This is a genomic window from Mycobacterium lentiflavum (assembly GCF_022374895.2).
GTDB lineage: Bacteria > Actinomycetota > Actinomycetes > Mycobacteriales > Mycobacteriaceae > Mycobacterium > Mycobacterium lentiflavum.
This window is the reverse complement of record NZ_CP092423.2, coordinates 3,383,128-3,402,366: the sequence shown is the minus strand read 5'-3', so window position 1 is coordinate 3,402,366 and position 19,239 is coordinate 3,383,128. Positions and strand designations below refer to the sequence as shown.

The 19,239-nt window shown below is 65.6% G+C and carries 17 protein-coding genes and 1 pseudogene; 9 read left to right on the top strand and 9 right to left on the bottom strand.

Features of this window, described 5'->3' with window-relative positions:
* Positions 1-985 precede the first annotated feature (985 nt).
* Positions 986-1,438, bottom strand: a complete 453-nt coding sequence (locus tag MJO58_RS15875) for a hypothetical protein (protein WP_239720013.1) — start codon at positions 1,436-1,438, stop codon at positions 986-988.
* 238 nt (positions 1,439-1,676) lie between these two features.
* Complete coding sequence (locus tag MJO58_RS15870) at positions 1,677-2,603, bottom strand: hypothetical protein (protein ID WP_239720012.1); 927 nt, start codon at positions 2,601-2,603, stop codon at positions 1,677-1,679.
* 252 nt (positions 2,604-2,855) lie between these two features.
* On the opposite strand from MJO58_RS15870, the gene MJO58_RS28730 reads away from it, so the two are divergent.
* From MJO58_RS28730 to MJO58_RS15855, 3 genes are all read left to right on the top strand, one after another.
* Positions 2,856-5,534 (top strand): glycohydrolase toxin TNT-related protein, encoded by a 2,679-nt coding sequence (locus MJO58_RS28730; protein ID WP_276553168.1) that lies wholly within the window; start codon positions 2,856-2,858, stop codon positions 5,532-5,534.
* The gene (locus MJO58_RS15860; RefSeq protein WP_239720011.1) at positions 5,531-6,070 is read left to right on the top strand and encodes a TNT antitoxin family protein; all 540 of its coding nucleotides are present in this window, start codon (positions 5,531-5,533) and stop codon (positions 6,068-6,070) included. The genes MJO58_RS28730 and MJO58_RS15860 overlap by 4 nt, the downstream gene beginning before the upstream one ends.
* Positions 6,071-6,642: 572 nt before the next feature.
* The gene (locus tag MJO58_RS15855; RefSeq protein WP_239720010.1) at positions 6,643-6,906 is read left to right on the top strand and encodes a hypothetical protein; all 264 of its coding nucleotides are present in this window, start codon (positions 6,643-6,645) and stop codon (positions 6,904-6,906) included.
* A gap of 19 nt (positions 6,907-6,925) precedes the next feature.
* Here MJO58_RS15855 and MJO58_RS15850 read toward each other — a convergent pair whose 3' ends face one another.
* A complete protein-coding gene (locus tag MJO58_RS15850; RefSeq protein WP_090603160.1) occupies positions 6,926-7,339 on the bottom strand; it encodes a F420-dependent biliverdin reductase in 414 nt (137 codons plus the stop codon).
* A gap of 35 nt (positions 7,340-7,374) precedes the next feature.
* On the opposite strand from MJO58_RS15850, the gene dprE2 reads away from it, so the two are divergent.
* Genes dprE2 through MJO58_RS15830 form a run of 4 tightly spaced genes read left to right on the top strand, consistent with a single transcriptional unit; the run spans position 7,375 to position 10,758 of the window.
* Entirely contained in the window at positions 7,375-8,124 is a 750-nt protein-coding gene (gene dprE2 / locus MJO58_RS15845; RefSeq protein WP_239720009.1) for a decaprenylphospho-beta-D-erythro-pentofuranosid-2-ulose 2-reductase, read from the top strand.
* Positions 8,121-9,281 (top strand): precorrin-6y C5,15-methyltransferase (decarboxylating) subunit CbiE, encoded by a 1,161-nt coding sequence (gene cbiE, locus MJO58_RS15840; RefSeq protein WP_239720008.1) that lies wholly within the window; start codon positions 8,121-8,123, stop codon positions 9,279-9,281. Before dprE2 ends, cbiE begins: the two co-directional genes overlap by 4 nt.
* Positions 9,278-10,033: a precorrin-4 C(11)-methyltransferase gene (gene cobM / locus MJO58_RS15835; RefSeq protein WP_239720007.1), complete on the top strand. Its 756-nt coding sequence runs from the start codon at positions 9,278-9,280 to the stop codon at positions 10,031-10,033. The genes cbiE and cobM overlap by 4 nt, the downstream gene beginning before the upstream one ends.
* Positions 10,033-10,758 (top strand): cobalt-precorrin-6A reductase, encoded by a 726-nt coding sequence (locus MJO58_RS15830; protein WP_239720006.1) that lies wholly within the window; start codon positions 10,033-10,035, stop codon positions 10,756-10,758. The genes cobM and MJO58_RS15830 overlap by 1 nt, the downstream gene beginning before the upstream one ends.
* Here MJO58_RS15830 and sigC read toward each other — a convergent pair.
* Positions 10,755-11,309: an RNA polymerase sigma factor SigC gene (sigC, locus tag MJO58_RS15825; RefSeq protein WP_239723306.1), complete on the bottom strand. Its 555-nt coding sequence runs from the start codon at positions 11,307-11,309 to the stop codon at positions 10,755-10,757. The two genes, MJO58_RS15830 and sigC, sit on opposite strands and share 4 nt — an antisense overlap.
* A gap of 180 nt (positions 11,310-11,489) precedes the next feature.
* A pseudogene (locus tag MJO58_RS15820) lies at positions 11,490-12,107 on the bottom strand (DUF2275 domain-containing protein); the annotation flags it as partial.
* 116 nt (positions 12,108-12,223) lie between these two features.
* On the opposite strand from MJO58_RS15820, the gene MJO58_RS15815 reads away from it, so the two are divergent.
* A complete protein-coding gene (locus tag MJO58_RS15815) occupies positions 12,224-13,786 on the top strand; it encodes a PPE family protein (RefSeq protein ID WP_239720003.1) in 1,563 nt (520 codons plus the stop codon).
* Here MJO58_RS15815 and MJO58_RS15810 read toward each other — a convergent pair.
* From MJO58_RS15810 to MJO58_RS15795, 4 genes are read right to left on the bottom strand one after another with little or no spacing between them, the layout of a single operon-like run.
* Entirely contained in the window at positions 13,783-15,261 is a 1,479-nt protein-coding gene (locus tag MJO58_RS15810) for a precorrin-2 C(20)-methyltransferase (RefSeq protein WP_239720002.1), read from the bottom strand. The genes MJO58_RS15815 and MJO58_RS15810 overlap by 4 nt on opposite strands.
* A complete protein-coding gene (locus MJO58_RS15805) occupies positions 15,258-15,884 on the bottom strand; it encodes a precorrin-8X methylmutase (RefSeq protein WP_239720000.1) in 627 nt (208 codons plus the stop codon). The genes MJO58_RS15810 and MJO58_RS15805 overlap by 4 nt, the downstream gene beginning before the upstream one ends.
* A gap of 9 nt (positions 15,885-15,893) precedes the next feature.
* On the bottom strand, positions 15,894-17,006 hold the full coding sequence (gene cobG, locus MJO58_RS15800) for a precorrin-3B synthase (RefSeq protein WP_239719998.1): 1,113 nt from the start codon (positions 17,004-17,006) through the stop codon (positions 15,894-15,896).
* Positions 17,007-17,026: 20 nt separating this feature from the next.
* A complete protein-coding gene (locus MJO58_RS15795) occupies positions 17,027-18,478 on the bottom strand; it encodes an HNH endonuclease signature motif containing protein (protein WP_239719996.1) in 1,452 nt (483 codons plus the stop codon).
* Between the two features lie 67 nt (positions 18,479-18,545).
* Between MJO58_RS15795 and MJO58_RS15790 the strand changes: the two genes are divergently transcribed.
* On the top strand, positions 18,546-19,193 hold the full coding sequence (locus MJO58_RS15790; RefSeq protein ID WP_239719995.1) for an alpha/beta hydrolase: 648 nt from the start codon (positions 18,546-18,548) through the stop codon (positions 19,191-19,193).
* Positions 19,194-19,239 lie beyond the last annotated feature (46 nt).

The following is a 19,239-nucleotide window of genomic DNA, read 5'->3' as shown; positions in this document are numbered from 1 at the left end:
CAAGTCGGCCGGGATGACCGGTTGAACCGGGCTTGCAGGCGCGGTTGGTGCGCCCGTTAGGGGTGTTGCCGTGACGGGCGGAACGCTTTGGGCGCCTCCACCTGCTGGCACCCCTAATGATGGGGTGCCCCCGTGCGACAGCGAGGGCGCGCCAGGCATAGGCCCCGTGGCTGGGGCGGGGGTAGCTGGTGCTGCTGAAACGGGCGGCGCGGGCGGCCGGTTGACACCTGGCATCAGGCGTGGCGGCGAGCCTGGAGCAACTGGAGCTTGCTGTCCCTGGGCGGTGGGAGCTGGTGTGTTTAGCCCTGTCGGCGAGGTCGAGGCCGGCGGACGGGTATTGAGATCTGGCGGCAGGCCACCGGTTGTGTGGCTGCTGTTGAGGATTCCCTTAACCTGCTCCTGAAGATTCTCCTGATTCGGTCCCCTGAACATCTGGCCCATTTCGAGGCCGTGCGACTGGGCGAATTGGCGACCGGATTGCCCGGGCATGCCGGCGTTGAGAACCTTCTGCATTGCATCAGAAACGTTTCCGCTGTACTTGGCTGCGACTATATTTGCCTGAGCTCGGTAGCGGTGGATCGCCTCGACGATTCTGTGGCACTTTGATTTCAACCGGTTGTTTTGAGTTTTGAATTTCTTTGATTTGCTGATTGCCTTCATCGGCCACATTAGCTAGAGCATGCTGGAGGCTTACCATGCTGTCGAAGGCGGTACCATACGCGCTCTCTCTTTGGCACCGTTCTTCTCGGCTACCTCTCGAGCGTGCTCCTCGCCTCGGCTAAAGGCGCTGCGGAGGTCGTCGATCGTATAGCCCTCGTGTTGGGACAGCGGTCCGGTTTGGGCGCCACGCAACAGATCCGCAAAGTGCATGAAACCCGACTTGATCTGTCCGCGATTTAGCTTGCCGTGAGATAGTGCGCCAAGTCCTCGTCATAAGGCCATTGTTTGCCGATTAGCAGAAAAGACCATTCGTCTGGAGGAAAAATCATTTGCAAAGTCTTTGAACGGCCACCGCAGTATCATCGGCGGCGCGCACCGTCGGTGCCTCTTCTGAATCTGGCAAGTTATTTTGATATTCAATGACGAGCTCTTGATAAATGTCCGTTAATTGTCGAATCGTTTTGGCTAGTTCGCTTGAAGTTGCCGGCTCTTGAGCAAGCGTGGTTCGAAGGTACTCGCTTCCAGTAAAAATCGCCTGCTGTCCGTTAATGGCGAACACGAGCTGGGACGTGGGATCGGCGCCTCTGTCTCGCGCTGTACTCGCACTTATCGAGTTGCGTACTTTTTCGTATGCTGCGCACACCTTGGCTTTGGCCTTAGCAACCTGTTGGTCGGTGTACGTAGGCGCGGCGGGCGGCTTTGCTGGCGCAGGTCGGAACCAGCCGACGATCGCAACGGCGAGGGTCACTAAGAGTGCAACTGTGAAAAATGCAAACATCGGCCACTGTCGCGTAGGCCGAACGGGTAGCGATGGCTGCCAAGGCTGTGGGAGTGGCGGCATCGGTGGAGGTGGAGTGAGGTCCGTCACAGCCCGATCCTATCGCCCGTCCACGATTGCGGAAGGTATCTGATTCTCGGCGCCGCCGCAGGGCTCTGACTGACTAAGTCGCAATGAGTATCGAAATGCGTTCCAGCGAAGGTGATCTGGTGTGCAACTAACGGCGTGCACCGTTCTTCTAACGGTTTGAGTCTGAATCATCGTCATCCCGCGTCCGGTCCGGCAAGATGATGCGGCGGCTCGCAACCGGTTTACCCTCAACACGTTTTACGACCTCTGCCACGGGCGGAGGCGTCGTGATTCGGCCCTGGACCGGAGCCCCATTCTTCACAGACGGCGCGACAATGCGTTTGGTATCGGGCTTCTCATCCTTGCCGCCGCCACCGGCTCCATGCATCGCACCGGGCGGCATCATCGGCATCGCGCCCATCCCGCCCCTCGATGCACTCGTCGGCGCCGCGGGGCTTGGTGGTGGTATCGACGTGGAGCGCGCTGACGCGGGCTCAGTGCCGGCTGATGGTGCGGGCAGTGGATTGAGGCCTCCTGTCGGCGTGGTGGCGCCGCCGAGTCCGCCGCCGCCCACACCGCCACCGCGCGCGCCTGCACCGGCGCCGCTGGTCGATCCCGTCAGTTCACCCGGGATGGCCGCCGCTTCTCCGGCGCCGTGCTGCATCGCCCCCATGCCGGCTTGCATCATCTGCTGTCCGATTTGAGCAGCCTGCTGCGGAAGCTGGCTTAACGGTTGCAGCAAACCTTGCATGGCACCCGAGATACCGCCGGCGACTCCGGAGATCATCTGCGGGATCTGCTGAGCCATCTCGGCGGGGCTGCCGGCACCGCCTAACTTCCCGGCTGACTCTGCTTCGTTTGCAGGGAATTTGGCCAGAGCGTCACCGGTTTTCGTGCTTCGTTCGGCATAGCCGGACTCGGTACCAGACATGTCGGCGGGATCACCCGTATTAGCAGCTATCCCAAAGATTCTCAGTAATTGGCTCATGAGCGAGCGGCCTGTAGCGAGCTGATCGGGCGTTATCCCCGGAGGTGGCGGCCCGCCGCCCAATTTCGCCAGCGAATCGAGGTCTATTTGTATCCGGTCGCCGGTCATTTCGACCTCCCACACGGAACTGTGGGGAGCAGGGCAGTGTCGACGACCATGTCACCCTCCCGGCTACCACGATTTACGTGCCCCCATGCCTTAGTGGCGAGGTTAACGGCGGTGTGAATGCTGGTCAATTCACTACGCCGCTGGCGGTCGCAGACACCTGGCCCAGACGCCGCCGACATCCCCGACGCCACTGGCAATCAATGAGTTGCGGGTGAATAGCGTCGACGGCCTGCCCAGGCAAAAATCTCGCGTGTGGCCCCTATTGCTGTCGACCCAGACGCGCTGTCCGCTGCGGGCAGCGCCGTGCTTGCGGCGGGCGACGGTCTGGACGCGGCCATGACCGTGTTGGCGGCGGGTTTTAGCGCCAACACGGGTCTGGATGTCGCCGGTGAGGTGTTTGGGCTGTCGTATCAGGCGTCAGCGGAGTCGTTGTTGAATGCTGCTGCGGCAGCGATCAATGCGTGTCGGCGCAATGGCGTCATGATCCAAGTCGACGCGTCGAACTGGTCGACGGCCGAAGCTGCCTCGAAGCTTGGCGGCGGTGCCAGTGTGCTGCCGGCGCCAGCGGAGCCGACCAAGATCGGCGCTCCCGGGCCACCGGCAACATTGGGCCCAGGGGAGCCCCCGCCACTGTTGTGGGCGGTCGTGCAGTCATTCGTCGACGATGTGTGGCCTAACGGCGACGTGGCGGGGTTGCACGCGGCAGCCGGGTGCTGGCGCACGTTCGCTTCGGCGGTGAGCGGAATGCAAGGGGCCCTGAATGGGTCCAGGACGCTAGTGGGTGCCCAGCAGATCCCCGAGGGCGAAAAGATAGATCACGTGCTGTCCGTCATAGGCGGCAATATGACGAAGTTGGGCGCGCAGTGCGGGGAATTGGCAGGCAAACTCGACGACTTTGCCAACGAGGTTGTCCGTGCGCAAAACGACATCCGAAACCTGTTGCACCGCTTGGAGTCGCTGACTGACGTCTGGCATGACGTCGTCTCGATACTCGACGGCGATGCGCTCGAAGAAGTCAAAGAGATCGCGCGTGACGTCAACGCCGTATTGCACGACTTGGGACGGCAAGCGCGAGAATTCGAGCACGGGATCAGACTGCTGATGCAGGTCGCCGACGGCCTGGTCGTAGACATGGAGAAGTTCACGCGCGGCCAGTTCACCCACTTCCTGGGCGACGCAGTCGGAAACCAGGCCGCCACTGTTTTCGACACTTTCGTCAACGCAAATGAGGGAGTTGTCAAAGGAGCCGCCCAAACGGCCCTAGGCCTAAGCGATTTAGCAGCACCGTGGTTGCTCCTCGATCCCAAGGGAGCGGAGACCACGTGGCAGGACATGGTGCAGAGCCAGTTCAAAGCAGGCACGCTTAACCTCATTCTGCATCCACGGGAAGGCGGGACTGCTGACCTGCAGATGTGGAAATCCCTTCTGCACCTTGATGATTGGAGCACAGCTCGGCCGGGCTTGGGAGTCGGGGAGAACGTCTTCGATGGCGCGACCTTATTTCTGCCTGGATTCGGAGAGGCCGGCGTGGGGGCGAAAGCAGGATCTGCGGCTGCGCGTGGCGCCGAAGACGCCGCAGAAAGCGCAGGCGCGGCAGGGCGGGTCGGCGAGGTCGGGGAGTTTGCGTCGACGACCGGTGCGCTAGGCGACATTGGCAAGGTCGGCACCGACCTGACGAGAGACCTCGACAACCTCAAACTTGATTTGCCCAAGACAGACCTTCCGGCTGGCGGCCGTCCGGTCAGCGCGCCACCGGCTGAGGTTCCACACGCGCCGCAACCGCGGCCCGTGGAATCTGCCCCGCCAGGTACGCCAGCACCTCATTCGCCAACAGCGCCGGGTGGTTCGGCCCCGGGTCGCCCAGAGTCGCCGGTCGTTCCGCACGAACCAGTGTCAGCGCCCCCGGCCGGCCCACGAGAGCCCGCACCGGTGTCGGCCGCATCGACCGAGCACTTGCCGTCACGCAATCCGCAGCCCGAAGAACCCAATCCGTCTCGCGTCCCGCTGGCGGCCGATGGTGCTCCGCTTGAAACATCGCCAGCCGCGCCCTCAGCGCAGCACGCACCGGCGCTCCCATCGGCGGCGCCCAACGGATCAGTTCCACATCTTGCGGCACCGCCAGGCGGCGGCCATCCGCCAGAATTGCCCGCACCGGGTGGACGGAGCTGGCATGAGCCGGGCGGCGGCGCACCGGGCGGTGGAAGACCGAATGAACTCGGCGATGGCAGCCCTTCTGGCGGCCATGGTGATGGGCCGCCGACACATGATCTTGGGGGCCCGCGGGACGATGAGCCAAAAGATCCGGTGCATTCCCACGAGCCTTCGGGCAATGGATGGCATCGACTTCCGGATGAACAGATCGACCCGCATTATGGCGAGCCTCTGCCTGAACATTGGGACTTCGTAGAGAGCCCCGCCGATCCAGACACCATCACGCCGTCGGTCGCGAGTCTGATGCGTGATCCGGAGGCACCTTTTGGGCGCGACCCACTAGGTCACGCATATACTGAGCAGCAATACGCCGAGCGTTTCAATAAATTGAGCCCGACAGGCGATCAATGGATGAATTTTCCAGGTAACGCTGGTGCAGTTCCGGGTACAAAAGTTGCTTTTACGGATCTAGATCAGTTCGCTAAGTTCTACGGCAGAGAGTTAGATCGAATTGGTAAAGACTCGGGTAAGTTTTTGGCAGCGATGGAAGACGGTCGACCGGTGTCATGGGAGGAGCGCGCGCTCCATGTCAACAGCCTCGCCGATCCGTACCATGCCTATGTGCTCGAAAATGTTCCGAAGGGCTGGAAAATTGAAGTTTCGGAAGTCGCTCCTGGGTTGGGCCAACCGGGTGGGTCGATTCAAGTTCGAATACTCGACAGTGCGGGAAGGGCGATGACGGTCGAAGAACTAATCGAGATCGGGGGCGTGTTGCGATGACTGAGCCCGTAGAAATCGCACCGGAACTGGCGGCTTGGGCCAAGGTTGCAGGTTATAGTGTTGCCCACGGATCCCAGACGGCGGATGGACGAGCAACATTCTCGGCGTCCTTAGGTGAGATTCGTCTTCTGATAGGCCGCCGAAGTGAGAATGGCCTTTTTGTCATCACAGACTCCGACCGGATGGGTCCTGAACAATTTATATTGGCTGCGCCTTTAATGAGAACCATTGAGCGATATCTATTTGGCAGATTTGGTTTGGAGATAAGAAGTCAGCGAAGCTTGCCTCGGGTAAAGGTGCCAACCTCACGGGAGGAATTGTCGCCCGGCTTCAATATTGAGATGCGAGGATTCGATGATGTTGAACACTGGGCTTTAATCAAGGCAGATAGCACTCTCGTCGCTATTGGCAGTACGGATCAAACAACTGGAACTGCCGATCTCGTCAAACTGTCTTTATATCTGACGGCAACAATTGAAGACATCTGCACCGCTGTTCTCGATCCGGACGGAAAGCCGATCTTTGAACTCCGATAATTCTGGAGGGCTATCCGCCTTAAACTACTCGCCGCTGCGGTCGAGTAGGTCTGGCGACCTCAGCAGCCGGAATGTTGGCCGAGAACGTCGTAGGCCAGGTTCACGCCGTTATCGAATCGAATCGATCGTACCGATAACGTCTAGGGAACTCGAACTACCATGGCTATGGATAACCCGAATGCGACTAAAATTATGATCATTGACCGTGAGACGGTTCTGTGACGACTAGCTTCGAGCGCTGAGAAGCTGAACCTTGAACCCAGACACCCTTAACTCCGCGATCATCGTCGCTGTGAAAGACACCGCTATTCCAGGGGTAGATAAAACTAAGCTGCTCCAAGTTTTTGGATCAGCCGAGGCAGCAATGCAGAGCATGTGGGTTTCCGATCTCCATTCGCGCGGCTGTGAGTATGCCCATCGAATGGGGCAGCATGACGTTGGAAGAAGGGCTTAACAATATCTTAAGGCGACTTCACGAGCGGCATCCGGAGCTATCGGCAGAAGTGCTTCACGAGGTAGGGCGACGCGTAGGGTGGAACTCTCGGTGATCGTATGGAGGCTGCGAAAATCGTATGAAATTTGAAGACACGTACTTTTCGAGAGACGACAGATACTCAATCGGAATCGAGTCCGTCTCCGGTCGACATTATGCGTCAATACCGGTAAGCAATGGCATCGTTGACTACGAAGAGTATTATGAACTAACGCCAGATCAATATCGCAATTTTCTAGGTGACCGCACAGCGGCGATCGAATTCGTACAGGCTTGTCGTAAGCATGAGCACGATGATCTACTGCTACAAAGGCCCGGCAATAATCGTGGAACCCCTGTGTAGAGAGGTAAACGAGATTGGCTTACTCGCCGCCACGGTCGAGCAGATCTGAGGACCCAAGCACCCGCTCGATCTGCACCTCGATGACCACGCGTCGTGGATTCGGCCGGGGCGTGCGGTAGCGCTGCGCATACCGCAGCTCGGCATCGCGCACGGCATCGGCATCGTTGTTGACCTTGGACCGGCCCTCGAGTGATATCCATCGTGCGCCATCGACCTGGCTGAGCACGGCCACCCCGGCACGGTCGGCGTTGACAGCCTTCTGCGTGCCCCCACTCGTGATCACCCGCGCGATGTGAGTCGTGGGATCGAAGGTGAATCCGACGGCCACCACGTGCGGCGAGTTGTCCGCCCGCAGCGTCGTCAGCATCGCCAGATGACGTTCGGACAGAAAGGCCAAAGCGTCGTTGGTGAGCCGCGTCGTGGTGTTCGCCATCACCGTCCACGCTAGCGCAGGTGATAATCGCAGCCGTGGACGACACGGGCGCAGGTCCAGTTCTAATTCTCGGCGGCCGCAGCGAGATCGGCATTGAACTCGCATGCCACCTTGCGAAAGGAGCAACGGTGGTGCTGGCCGCGCGCCGAGCCGATCAGCTCGACGAGCAGGTCACCGCGGTCAAAACTGCCGGCGCGAAGGCGGTCCACACCCGTGAATTCGACGCCGACGACCTGGCCTCGCACGGCCCGCTGGTCGCCGAAGTCATCGCCGAGCACGGGCCCATCGGCACCGCCGTGCTGGCCTTCGGGATCCTCGGCGATCAGGCCCGCGCCGAGGCCGATGCCGACCACGCCGTGGCCGTCGTGCACACCGACTACGTCGCCCAGGTCAGCATGCTTACTCATCTGGCCAACGCCATGCGCGCCTCAAACCGCGGATCGTTGGTGGTGTTCTCCTCGATCGCCGGCGCCCGCGTGCGTCGGGCCAATTACGTCTACGGTTCGGCCAAGGCCGGGCTCGACGGCTTCGCCAGCGGCCTAGCCGACGCGCTGCACGGCACCGGCGTGCACCTGCTCATCTCGCGCCCGGGATTCGTCATCGGGCGTATGACAGAGGGCATGACCCCGGCTCCGCTATCCAGCACCCCGGAACAGGTGGCCGCCGCGACGGCCCGGGCCCTCACCAAGGGCCGGCGCACGGTGTGGATCCCGTGGGCGTTGGGACCCGCGGCGGCCGTCATGCGGATGCTGCCGCAGTTCGTCTGGCGCAGGATGCCGCGATGATCGTCGTGGTCGGCATCGGCGCCGACGGCATGGCCGGTCTCTCCGCAAAATCAAGACGCGAATTGCAAACGGCCACAGTTATTTACGGTGCCGAAAGGCAACTCGCATTGCTCGACGACACACTCGCCGCCAAGCGCATCGAGTGGCCGTCGCCGATGCTGCCTGCGCTGCAAGCACTTCCGGTCGACGGCCCAGACATCCACATCGTCGCTAGCGGCGACCCGCTCATGCACGGTATCGGCGGCACCCTGATCCGCATCTACGGCACCGAAAACGTCCGCGTAGTACCGCACGTCTCATCGGTGACGCTGGCCTGCGCCCGAATGGGGTGGAACGTCCACGACACCGAGGTGATCAGCCTGGTCACCGCTCCGCCGAGCACCGCGGTACGCCGCGGCGGCCAAGCGATCGTGCTGTCGCAAAGCAGCGCAACACCACGAGCCCTCACAGAATTGCTCACTGCACACGGCCGCGGCGACTCCGAAATCAGCGTGCTCGAACAACTGGGCGGCCCGGCCGAACGCCGCCGCGACGGCGTCGCCCGCAACTGGGTCAACAGCAACGTCGACGACCTCAACGTGATCGCCATCCGCTACCTGCCCGACGAACGCGTCACGCCATTGCCCGACGAAGCGTTCGCACACGACGGACAGATCACCAAGCACGGCATCCGGGCGGTCACCCTCGCGGCCCTCCAGCCTCGGCCCGGCGAGCGGTTGTGGGACGTCGGCGCTGGGGCGGGCAGCATCGCCGTCGAGTGGTGTCGCAGTTGGCCCACCTGCACCGCCGTGGCCTTCGAGCAAGACGAGAAACGTTGCGCCAACATCGAATTCAATGCCGTCGCCTTCGGCGTCACGATCGACGTGCGCGGCCAAGCGCCGGGCGAGTTCGACGGTGCCCCGACGCCCGACGCCATCTTCATCGGTGGCGGACTTACCCATCCCGGCCTTCTCGATGCCTGCCTTGACCGCCTTCCACCAGGCGGCCGACTGGTCGCCAACGTCGTGACCACAGAATCGGAAGCTGAACTGCTACGCGCGCACTCGACAATCGGCGGTGAACTGCGACGCTTTCAGCTCTACCAGGGCGAACCGCTGGGCGACTTCACCGGCTGGCGCCCGCAATACCCGGTCACGCAGTGGGCGGTGACGAAGTGACCGTTTACTTCATCGGCGCCGGCCCCGGGGCCGCCGACCTGATCACCGTTCGCGGCCAACGACTTCTGCAACGATGCGAAACGTGCCTGTACGCGGGTTCGATCATGCCGGACGAGCTGCTGGCCCTGTGTCCGCCCGGCGCGAAAATCGTTGACACCGGTCCGTTGACGCTCGAGCAGATCGTCGCTGAACTCGCCGATTCGAGTGACAAAGGTCACGACGTCGCCCGGCTGCACTCCGGTGATCCGTCGCTGTACAGCGCCCTTGCCGAGCAGTGCCGACGACTCGACGCGCTGGGAATCGGCTACGAAATCGTGCCTGGTGTACCGGCTTTCGCCGCAGCGGCCGCCGCCCTCAACCGCGAGCTCACCGTCCCGGGAGTGGCGCAGACCGTCACGCTGACCCGGGTATCGACGCTGTCGACCGCCATGCCGGCCGGCGAAGACCTGCATACCCTCGCCCAATCGGGCGGCACACTGGTACTGCATCTGGCTGCTGCCCAGATCGACACCATTGTTCCGCAACTCCTTAAAGCCGGCTACCGGCCCGAAACCCCAACAGCGGTCGTTGCTTTCGCGAGCTGGCCGCAAGAAGTAACCTTGCGCGGCACGCTGTCCGACATCGCCGACCAGATGCACGAGGCCGACATCACCAAGACCGCCGTCATCATCGTCGGCGACGTGCTTGCCGCCGAAGGCTTTACCGACAGCTACCTATACTCGACCGCGCGCCGAGCAAAAGGCCCACACTGATGCGAGTGCTGCTGCTCGGGGGCACCGCCGAGGGCCGCGCGCTCGCCAAGACCTTGCACCCCGATGTCGACGTGATCAGCTCACTGGCCGGGCGGGTCCCCGACCCGGCGCTGCCCGTCGGTGAAGTGCGCATCGGCGGGTTCGGCGGTGTAGACGGCCTCAAAAGCTGGTTGCGAGAACACGACATCGACGCGGTTGTCGACGCCACCCACCCGTTCGCGGCGACCATGACCGCGCACGCCGCGCAGGCCTGTAAAGAACTGCGCATCAATCACCTGGTGCTGGCCCGCCCGCCCTGGGATCACGGCGCCGCAACAGTCGTCACATCCGACAGCGAAGCCGCGAAAGCCGTTGCTGCCCAACGCTATGAACGGATATTTCTCACCACCGGCCGCTCGGGCACCAGCGCCTTCGTCGGCAGCGACGCGTGGTTTTTGATCCGCGCGGTCACCGAACCCGATGTCCATGCCTTACCCCGAAACCACCAGTTGCTGTTGTCCCGGGGGCCATATGACTACGACAGCGAAATCGCGATCATGCGCGAGCACCGCATCGACGCCCTGGTGACCAAGAACAGCGGTGGCGACATGACGAAGGCGAAGTTGGATGCCGCTGTGGCACTGGACATCCCGGTGGTCATGGTGGACCGCCCGCCGCTGCCGAAGGACGTGCACAAGGCCGACACCGTCGAACAAGCCGCGGATTGGGTTGCGCGCCAAGCCTAACCGGTCAGGTCGTCGCGTTCCGCGTCGGCCAGCAGCGCATCGCGGGCCCGGGCGACACGGGACCGGATGGTGCCCACCGGGCAGCCGCACACGGCGGCGGCGTCGGCGTAGGGCAGCCCGAGCAGCTGGGTCAGCAGCAGCGCCTCGCGTTGCTCGGGAGCGAGGTTGGCGATCATCGTCGTCACCTCGACCACGTCCTCGAATCCGCGCGCGTGCCGGTCGCCGTTGCGCACGTGCTCGGGGTTGGCACCCGGGGTGGCGCGTGGCCGCGACTGGATGTGGCGAATGTGATCGGCGACCACGCGGCGCGCGATGGACAGCAGCCAGGTGCGGGCGCTGGAGCGGCCGGCGAACCGCTCGATCGCCCCGATTGCCCGCAGGAAGGTTTCCTGAGTCAGATCGTCGGCGCTGCCCGCGTCGGAAAGGTAGGTGACGAACCGCCATACGTCTTGCTGGGTGGCCTTGATGAAGGCTTCGAGAGCTCGCTCGTTCCCGCGCGCGGCTGCCAAGGCCAGTTCGGTTACGGCCTCGTCGTTGCTGGACGCGGTCATGGCCAACCACCTTAGTTGCGCGGGTCCGGTCAGTCTACGACAGGTCGTCGTAGAGTTTGCGGCGAGGTCCGACGGAGACCGATTGATCGGCCGCAGATGGCCGCGGCGACGAGTGGGGAAACTGGCGGGCAGCTGGCCTTCGAAAGCGTCGAAGTCGGACTCGCCTGACCCGCGACCGCCGGTTCGTTCGCGCGCCACCAGCACCGCGAACGCCAGCCCCAGCAGCACGGGCACGTGACTTGCGACGCGCGTCGCGGTCACCTGGCCGTCCAGGGCGTCGGCGGCCACGTAACAGATCAGCCCTAGGGAATACGCACCCGCTATCGCCGCTACGCCGGTCGCCATCACGGGCCAGACGCCGGCCGCGATCATGGCTGTCCCCAACGCCAGCAACCAGGCCGTGGACTCGTGCAGCAGGTGCTCGCCGGACATCGCGCCGTGCATGTGATGCGACACCATGCCGAAGTTCACTCCGCCAATCTGAGCAGCCGCGAGCACTACCTGAAAGGCACCCACCGCGATGAGTCCCCACCGCGCGTAGCGCGCCCGTACGGCACGCATCCAGCCATGACGTGCTGCGGGGTCCTCGTCGATGCTCGCCATGATCCGCGCGACCAGGTCCGGGCCGTCACCGGGCTCGATCGAGGCCAGCCGACGAGTCTGCGTGGCCGCGCCGATCAACCAGGTGCGGCACCCGCGGCACGTCTCCAGATGGGCATCCACCTGCTGGACGGGCACGTCTGTTCGCTCGCCGTCCAATCGGGCGGAAAGCGCTTCACGCGCAACATCACACCGCATCCCTGCATCGTTGCGCATGCGTGCGCCGCGCGCAAAGAAGAAACCCGGTGGGAACTAAATCGCGCGGCGCGACGACCACTAAGCACAGCCCACATCGCCCCGGAAGGCCCGCTTCAATGACCGCCCCCGTCTGGCTCGCGTTTCCACCAGAGGTGCATTCCACGCTGTTGAGCAGTGGGCCCGGGCCGGGGCCACTGTTGGCCGCGGCCGGTGCGTGGTCGGCGCTGAGCACCGAATACGCCGACGCCGCCGACGAACTCACCGGGCTGCTCGGTGCGGTGCAGGCCGGAGAGTGGCAAGGCCCGAGCGCGCAGCAGTACGTCGCCGCCCACGCCCCGTATCTGACCTGGCTGCTGACCAGCTCCGCGGACAGCACGGCCGCGGCTGCGTTGCACGAAACGGCCGCCGGCGCCTACACCGCCGCGCTGGCCGCCATGCCCACGATGGGCGAGCTCGCCGCGAACCACGCGATTCACGGCGCCCTGGTCGCGACGAACTTCTTCGGCATCAACACGATCCCGATCGCCGTGAACGAGGCCGACTATGCGCGGATGTGGGTGCAGGCCGCCACGACGATGAGCACCTACGAGGCCGTCAGCGAATCCGCGCTCGCCGCGGTGCCGCCGTCGACGCCCGCGCCGCAGATCATGGTGGCGGCCGCCAACACGTCGACCACCCAGCAGCAAGCGACCACGGCGGCGCAGCAGTACCCGTCCTGGATGGATCAGCTCGAGGCGTGGATTCGGCAGTACACGACCAGTTTTGCGTGGCCGGTGTCCAAGGACCTCAACCCCGGCGGCTGGCCCTTCCCGCCGGTGCCCTGGGTCAACAGCCTCGCCTCCTTCTTCACGCAGTTGGGGCTGTCGCCCACGCTGGCCAGCGCCATGGGCTGGGCCATCTTCCACACGCTGATGATCTTCTGGCCGTTCATTCAGGTGGCGGTTCAACTGGCCGTCGTCGCCATCCCGGCCATGATGGTCGTCGCCGCGGCCGGCGCTGCCGGGGCAGCAGCGGGCGCCGCGGCGATTGCGGTGAGCACCGCGGTTCCCCTGGCGATCCAGCCGCCGTTGCCCGCAATGGCACCGACGCCGATGCCCACCACGCCGGCCCCAGCGGGATTCGGCAATGTGCCGACCAGTTCGAGCGCCACCGCCCCCGCGCCTGCCCCCGCTTCCGCGACCGCCGCCCCGGCGAGCGGCGCCCCGCCGGCCGGCGCCCCACCCGGCGTCGGCTTCGGCCCGACCAGCACGACCGGACTCGGCGCGGGCCTGTCTGACGCGCTGTACGCCGTTGGGCTGTCCGGACTTTCGGGGAGCGCCAGCGCGCGGAACCGGTCCCGCCGCAAGACCGAGGAGCCGGCGCCGGACGATGCCGACGCCCCGGCAGCCGCCGCGTCGGCTGCCGGAAAGCAGAAAGTGAAGGCCCGCCGCCGTCGCGGCGGAACCGCGAAGGACAAGGCCTACCGCTACGAGTACATGGACCTCGAGGACGTGGCCCCCGGCCCCGACGAGGAGCCCGTCACCACGGCCGGGGGGTCCGGCGCCGGGCCGCTCGGATTCGCCGGTGCCGCAGCCAAATCCGGCGCGGACCACGCCGCAGGACTGACGACGCTGACCGGTGACCAGCTGAATGACGGTCCGTCCGTGCCGATGCTGCCGAGCAGCTGGGGTAGCGACTAGCCCGGGTAGCGCCGCGGCGTGAACACCTTGTCACCGGAATCGTCTGTGTACCACTGGGTTTGAGACGACCCAACGATCAGCAGGCAGCGCATGTCGACGTCGGCCGGATCAAGGTCGGCGAGCCGCACCACGCGGACGTTCTCGTCGGGACCGGACACGTTGCGGCCGATGACCACCGGCGTTCCCGGTTCGCGATGGGTCAGCAGGATGTCTCGCATGGCGCCGACCTGCCAGGTCCGGCTCTTGGACGCCGGGTTGTAGATGGCCAGCACCAGATCGGCCGCCGCCGCGGCCGTCAGGCGCGTCTCGATCACGTCCCACGGCTTGAGCCGATCCGACAGCGACAGCACCGCATAGTCGTGACCCAGCGGCGCACCGACGCGGCTGGCGACGGCCTGCGCCGCGGTCATCGCCGGGATCACGCGCACCTGGACGCCGGGCCATTGTTTGGCCTCTTCCAGCACGGCGGTGGCCATCGCGAACACGCCCGGATCGCCCGACGACACCACCGCCACCGCGCGGCCCTGTTCGGCCAGCGCGCAGGCCAGGCGGGCCCGCGCGGGTTCGTCGGTGTTATCGCTGGGGTGGCGCTGCTGCCCGTCGCGCACCGGGACGCGATCGAGGTAGTTGCCGTAGCCGATCAGGTCGGTCGCGGCGGCCAGCTCTCGCCGGCTCTGTGGCGTCATCCAGTCGTGGTCTCCCGGGCCCAGTCCCACGACGGCGACCCCCCCGACCGGCGAGCGTTCCTCGAACCGGCGTCCGCCCGGCAGCATGGCCAGGGAGAAGTAGGGCACGCTGGCCTCGTCGACGTCGGCGGCCGGCGAGATCCGTTGCGCGGCAGTGCTGGCCCGCTCCACGTAGAACGCTTCGCCCAGTCGCCCGGATGCCGAAAGAGCTTCCCGCACAGCGTGATACGAACGACCCAGCTTGAGCACCACAGCGGCGTCCGCGTCGGCGAGCCGGCGGGTCAGCTCGGCGACGGGCAGGGTTCCCGGCAGCACCGTCAGCACCTCGTCGCCGGCCACCAGTGGGGTTGCGACGGCCGCCGACGCGGCGCTTACCGATGTCACGCCGGGCACTATGACGGCGTCGAACCGCTGTGTCAGCCGGGTGTGCAGATGCATATACGAGCTGTAGAACAGCGGATCGCCTTCGGCCAGCAGCGCCACATTGCGCCCCGCGTCGAGGTGCCCGGCGATGCGCTGGGTGGCCTCGATATAGAAGTCCTCGATCGCCCCGGCGTAGCCGCCGGGATGATCGGTCACTTCGGTGGTCACCGGATAGACGAGGTGCTCCTCGATCTGACCTGGCCGCAGATACGGTTCGGCGATGCCGCGGGCGATGCTGCGGCCGTGCCGGGCGCTGTGGTAGGCGACGACGTCAGCCTCGCCGATCACCCGCGCCGCCTTGACGGTCACCAGCTCCGGATCGCCGGGGCCCAGGCCGACGCCCCACAGCGTGCCCCGGGTGGTCATTCGGTGTCGCTCGCGATTGCGTTGACGGCGGCGGCGGCCATCGCGCTGCCGCCGCGGCGGCCCCGCACCACCAGATACGACATCCCGCGTGGGCGTTCGATCAGCTCCACCTTGGACTGTGCCGAGCCGACGAATCCCACCGGTCCACCCAGCACCGCCACCGGCGCCGCGGCGCCCTCGTCGATCAGCTCGAGCAGCCGGAACAGCGCGGTTGGCGCATTGCCGATGGCCAACACCGCGCCGTCGAGCCGGTCGGCCCACAGTTCCACGCCCGCCGCGGAGCGGGTGATCTGTCGTCGCGCGGCCAACTCGGGTGCGCGAGGGTCGGCCACCAACGACACGACCTGGTTTCCGGCGGGCAACCGTGCTTTGGTGATCCCGGCGGCCACCATCGACGAGTCGCACAGCACGGGAGCGCCATCTCGCAGTGCGGCGCCGGTCCGCGCCACCACGTCCCGGGTGAAGGCCACATGCTCGGCGACGTCGACCTGCCCGCAGGTATGGATCAACCGGACGACGACCTGCGCCACATCGGCGGGGAATCGGGCCAAGTCGGCTTCGGCGCGGATGATCGCGAACGACTGGCGATAGATCTCCGCCGCGTCGCGGATGTAGTCGAGCACCTGCTCACCCTACGGCCGAAGCAGCCGGTATCCGTCGCCGGTAGCGACCAGCACCTGTCCGGTCGGCGGGCTGCCGCAGGCGCGTTCGCAGCCGACGTAGTGACGATGCACCGACGAATCCGTCCCGACAAGGTTCGCCGCGTCCGCCCGCACGTCCGTGGCCGAGCGCGCGCAGCCCGGGCTGCCCGTGCAGGCGCTGATGTCGAGCCAGGGGGAGTTCTCGTCGAACACCAGACCCAGCGGTGCCAGCACCCGCAGCGCGGCGTCGGCCACGCCCTCGTCGAGGTCGCACACCAGCACCGAGCGCCACGGCGTGATCACCATCGGGGCCTCGATCACGGCGAGATACTCCGCGACTTGCGCGGGCAGCACACCCAGCGGTACCGCGGCGCCCAACGCAACCCGGCCTTCCTGACCTGGCCGGTCCTGGGCTATCCAGCCCACCGGTGGTTTGGAGACCGGCGCAACCGGGGCGGCACCGAAATCGGCGCCGGGCACTAGATCTTCGATGTCGTCCAGTTCATTGATACGCCAAGCACTTTCGCGTATTTCGGTGAACCGGACGGCGACCCCGACCAGCGTGGTGACCACGTCGTCGGCCGTCATACGCAGGCCGGTGTCGCGTCCCATCAGCAGTAGCGCGTACCCGTCCTCGCACACGTGCACGCCGACGTCGGCGCCCAGTCCGGACACGTCGCCACGGCCGTCGTCGATGCTGAACCAAAACCGGCCGCCCAGATCCACCAGCGTGGGCTCGGCGCAGATCGCCGCATCCAGCGCGCTCACCCAGGCCCGCACGTCCGTACGTCCGCCCGCGCGCCCGGACAGCGGCGAGGCGACGATGTTTCGCACCCGTTCGTGCGTCGCGGACGGCAGCAGCCCGGCCTCGGCGATGCCCTCAGCGACGGCCGCCACGTCGGTGATCGCGCGCAACTGCACGTTGCCGCGCGCGGTCAGTTCCAAGGTTCCCGAGCCGAAGCCGCTGGACAGGCCGGCCAGCGCCGCCAGCTGCGCGGCAGTGATCATCCCGCCGGGCAGTCGCACGCGCACCAGAGCGCCGTCGGCGGCCTGATGCACCTGCAGCGCACCGGGGCAGGCATCGCTGTCTCGGGTTCGGTCCACGTCTCCACGTTAAGGGAGATTCAGAACGGCGGCGCTTGATTTCGTTCGGCGACGTGAGCGGCGTTGAGGGAACGCTCGGCGTTGATGCGGCAGAGGCGATCTTGCTCTCGGGAGCGCCGCCGCTGGGGCATCATCACCCCGCGGCAGCCGAGCCGATCGTCAGCGCTTGGCGCGCTGGGTAATTCGCCTGTTGACACGCACAGCGTCGGAAACAGCAGGCGACTGCCGGGCCGGGTGGTGTAGGTGTGCCCACTGGGCGAAGTCCAGACAACCGCTCCGTCCGGGCTCTGCTCGTCGCGCCAGGCCGTCCAAAAAGTCTTGAGCAGATGATGTTTTCGGCACAGGCACTTGAGATTTGACGGATGCGTGGGGCCGAACGGATAGGGGATCGTATGGTCGATGTCGCAGATCTCGGCGGGACGATCGCAATTAGGGAATCGACAGGTCAGGTCGCGGCATCGCACAAATGCGTCTAGCGCCGCCGAGGGGCGATAACTCGACTCGGCCGCGATGTCGTTGCCGGGATGACGCAACGGCCGCACCTTCGCACCCTCCCGGGCGAGCTCGGCCAGCCGTGGCGCGGGAACCGTTCCGCCACCGGCGATCAACGCGGAGGGCCGGTTGACGCCCGAGGTTGCGGGTTCACTCTCCAACGCCGATGCCTCGGCGACGACGTGGATGACGACACCCGTCGCGCGCTCGTCGCACTCTGGGCGCGCCGCGCATTCGGCGTTGTCGCAGCCGCAGCGGAGCCGCTGCGCTCCCGCGGCGAGCGCGCCCAACGCATCGGCCCGGCGCTGCGCGAGGGTGCGCGGGTCGTCGTCGCAGACAGCGAGGGCCATGTCCAGGAGGCGTCTGTCCAAAGCCGCGGCGTCGGTGGCATACAGCCGACCCCACACCGCGGCGGTTCCCGACTCGTCGTTTGCCAGGTCGACCACCAAGTCGCGGCTGCGCGCGGCCGCCCGGATCCGCCGCAAGGCACCGGGGTCGTAGCGGTCGACGATCGCGTCGATGGCCTGTGCCGTCTTGTTCGCCGACAGCGGCCCATATCGGGCCGCATTCTTGGCCAGTGCCGTATCGACCAGTCGCAGTGTGTCCGGATCCTTGATCAAATCCGTGTGCCACACGATGGCCGCGACCAACCGCGCGCCGATTGCGCCGTCATAGAAGAGGGCAGCTACTTGCGGTAGCCGGTCGCGCAGTGCGACAGCCAGATACATCTGACCGGACGCCGTGCCGTGGCTAATGCCTTGTGCAGCAGCGACTTCGGCGGCCATCGCATCCCAGTTGTCACACGACCACATGGCATGGTCGACGGGGCCCATCGCGTGGCGGCGCACCAGTTCGGCAATGGCCGCCAGCCGGCGCGACGAAGCGGCGGCTTCGGCTCGCGTCCAATCCCCGATCGCCGCGACCACGGTCGCGTCGTCAGCGCGCGCCAGCTCAGCTGTGTCCTGCAAGCCATCGAACATACTTTCGATCGTAGCGACGGCCACCGACAGAAGATTTGCCGCGGGTCGCGCTGGGCACCCTCCGGTAATGCAGACGATGGAGTACGCCCCGGGACGCTTGGCCGATGTCTTCGGTGACCCGAATCAACCGGCAGTTCTCGTATGGCACGGCATGCAGGCCAATGCCCGCGCCGTCGTCCGGCCACTGGCCCGCTTGCTGGCCGGCCACGGTGCCACGGTCGTGGTGGTGGATTGGGATTCCCACTCCCGCGACGGTGGCCGCGCGGACTTGTTGGGATCGGTCGAATTCATGCAGCAGCGCAGCGACCGCTTCGTGCTCGTCGGGTGGTCAATGGGCGGCCTTGCGGCGGCAGGTCTGACCCTTGCTTGCCGGGATGTCCGACTGACCCATACTGTCTGTCTGGCAGGCGCTTTCACGGCCCCCGACCCGATCACGGGTCGCCTCCCGGGCGACGAACTGACTCCCGGCCGGAGCGGTCCGCCGTTCACCTTGCTGCATGGCCGGGACGACGACGTGGTTCCGGTGACGGCCAGCCGCGACTTCGCCGCCCAGCTCGCAGGGGTCGGGTGGCCCGCGCAGCTGGTGGAGTTGGCGGCCGATCACGGGTCGATCGCCGGGGCGGCGTACGACCCGGCCGCCGATCGCTACCACGCGGCCGAGCCGGCAAACGTGACCGGCGAGGTCGCCGCACGAATCGTGGCTGTACTCAATTGAAAACAGCATGAACACGCGCGGCCCAGCGCCATTTGTGGCAATGTTT

Excerpts from the sequence above, each read along its gene's own strand:
- MJO58_RS15830 (WP_239720006.1), top strand. The coding sequence starts at position 10,033 with ATGCGAGTGCTGCTGCTCGGGGGCACCGCCGAGGGCCGCGCGCTCGCC.
- MJO58_RS15795 (WP_239719996.1), bottom strand. The coding sequence starts at position 18,478 with ATGTTCGATGGCTTGCAGGACACAGCTGAGCTGGCGCGCGCTGACGAC.
- sigC (WP_239723306.1), bottom strand. The coding sequence starts at position 11,309 with ATGACCGCGTCCAGCAACGACGAGGCCGTAACCGAACTGGCCTTGGCA.
- MJO58_RS15850 (WP_090603160.1), bottom strand. The coding sequence starts at position 7,339 with ATGGCGAACACCACGACGCGGCTCACCAACGACGCTTTGGCCTTTCTG.
- MJO58_RS15860 (WP_239720011.1), top strand. The coding sequence starts at position 5,531 with ATGACTGAGCCCGTAGAAATCGCACCGGAACTGGCGGCTTGGGCCAAG.
- MJO58_RS15815 (WP_239720003.1), top strand. The coding sequence starts at position 12,224 with ATGACCGCCCCCGTCTGGCTCGCGTTTCCACCAGAGGTGCATTCCACG.
- MJO58_RS15810 (WP_239720002.1), bottom strand. The coding sequence starts at position 15,261 with ATGACCACCCGGGGCACGCTGTGGGGCGTCGGCCTGGGCCCCGGCGAT.
- MJO58_RS15875 (WP_239720013.1), bottom strand. The coding sequence starts at position 1,438 with ATGTTTGCATTTTTCACAGTTGCACTCTTAGTGACCCTCGCCGTTGCG.
- MJO58_RS15870 (WP_239720012.1), bottom strand. The coding sequence starts at position 2,603 with ATGACCGGCGACCGGATACAAATAGACCTCGATTCGCTGGCGAAATTG.
- cbiE (WP_239720008.1), top strand. The coding sequence starts at position 8,121 with ATGATCGTCGTGGTCGGCATCGGCGCCGACGGCATGGCCGGTCTCTCC.
- MJO58_RS15790 (WP_239719995.1), top strand. The coding sequence starts at position 18,546 with ATGCAGACGATGGAGTACGCCCCGGGACGCTTGGCCGATGTCTTCGGT.
- MJO58_RS15855 (WP_239720010.1), top strand. The coding sequence starts at position 6,643 with ATGAAATTTGAAGACACGTACTTTTCGAGAGACGACAGATACTCAATC.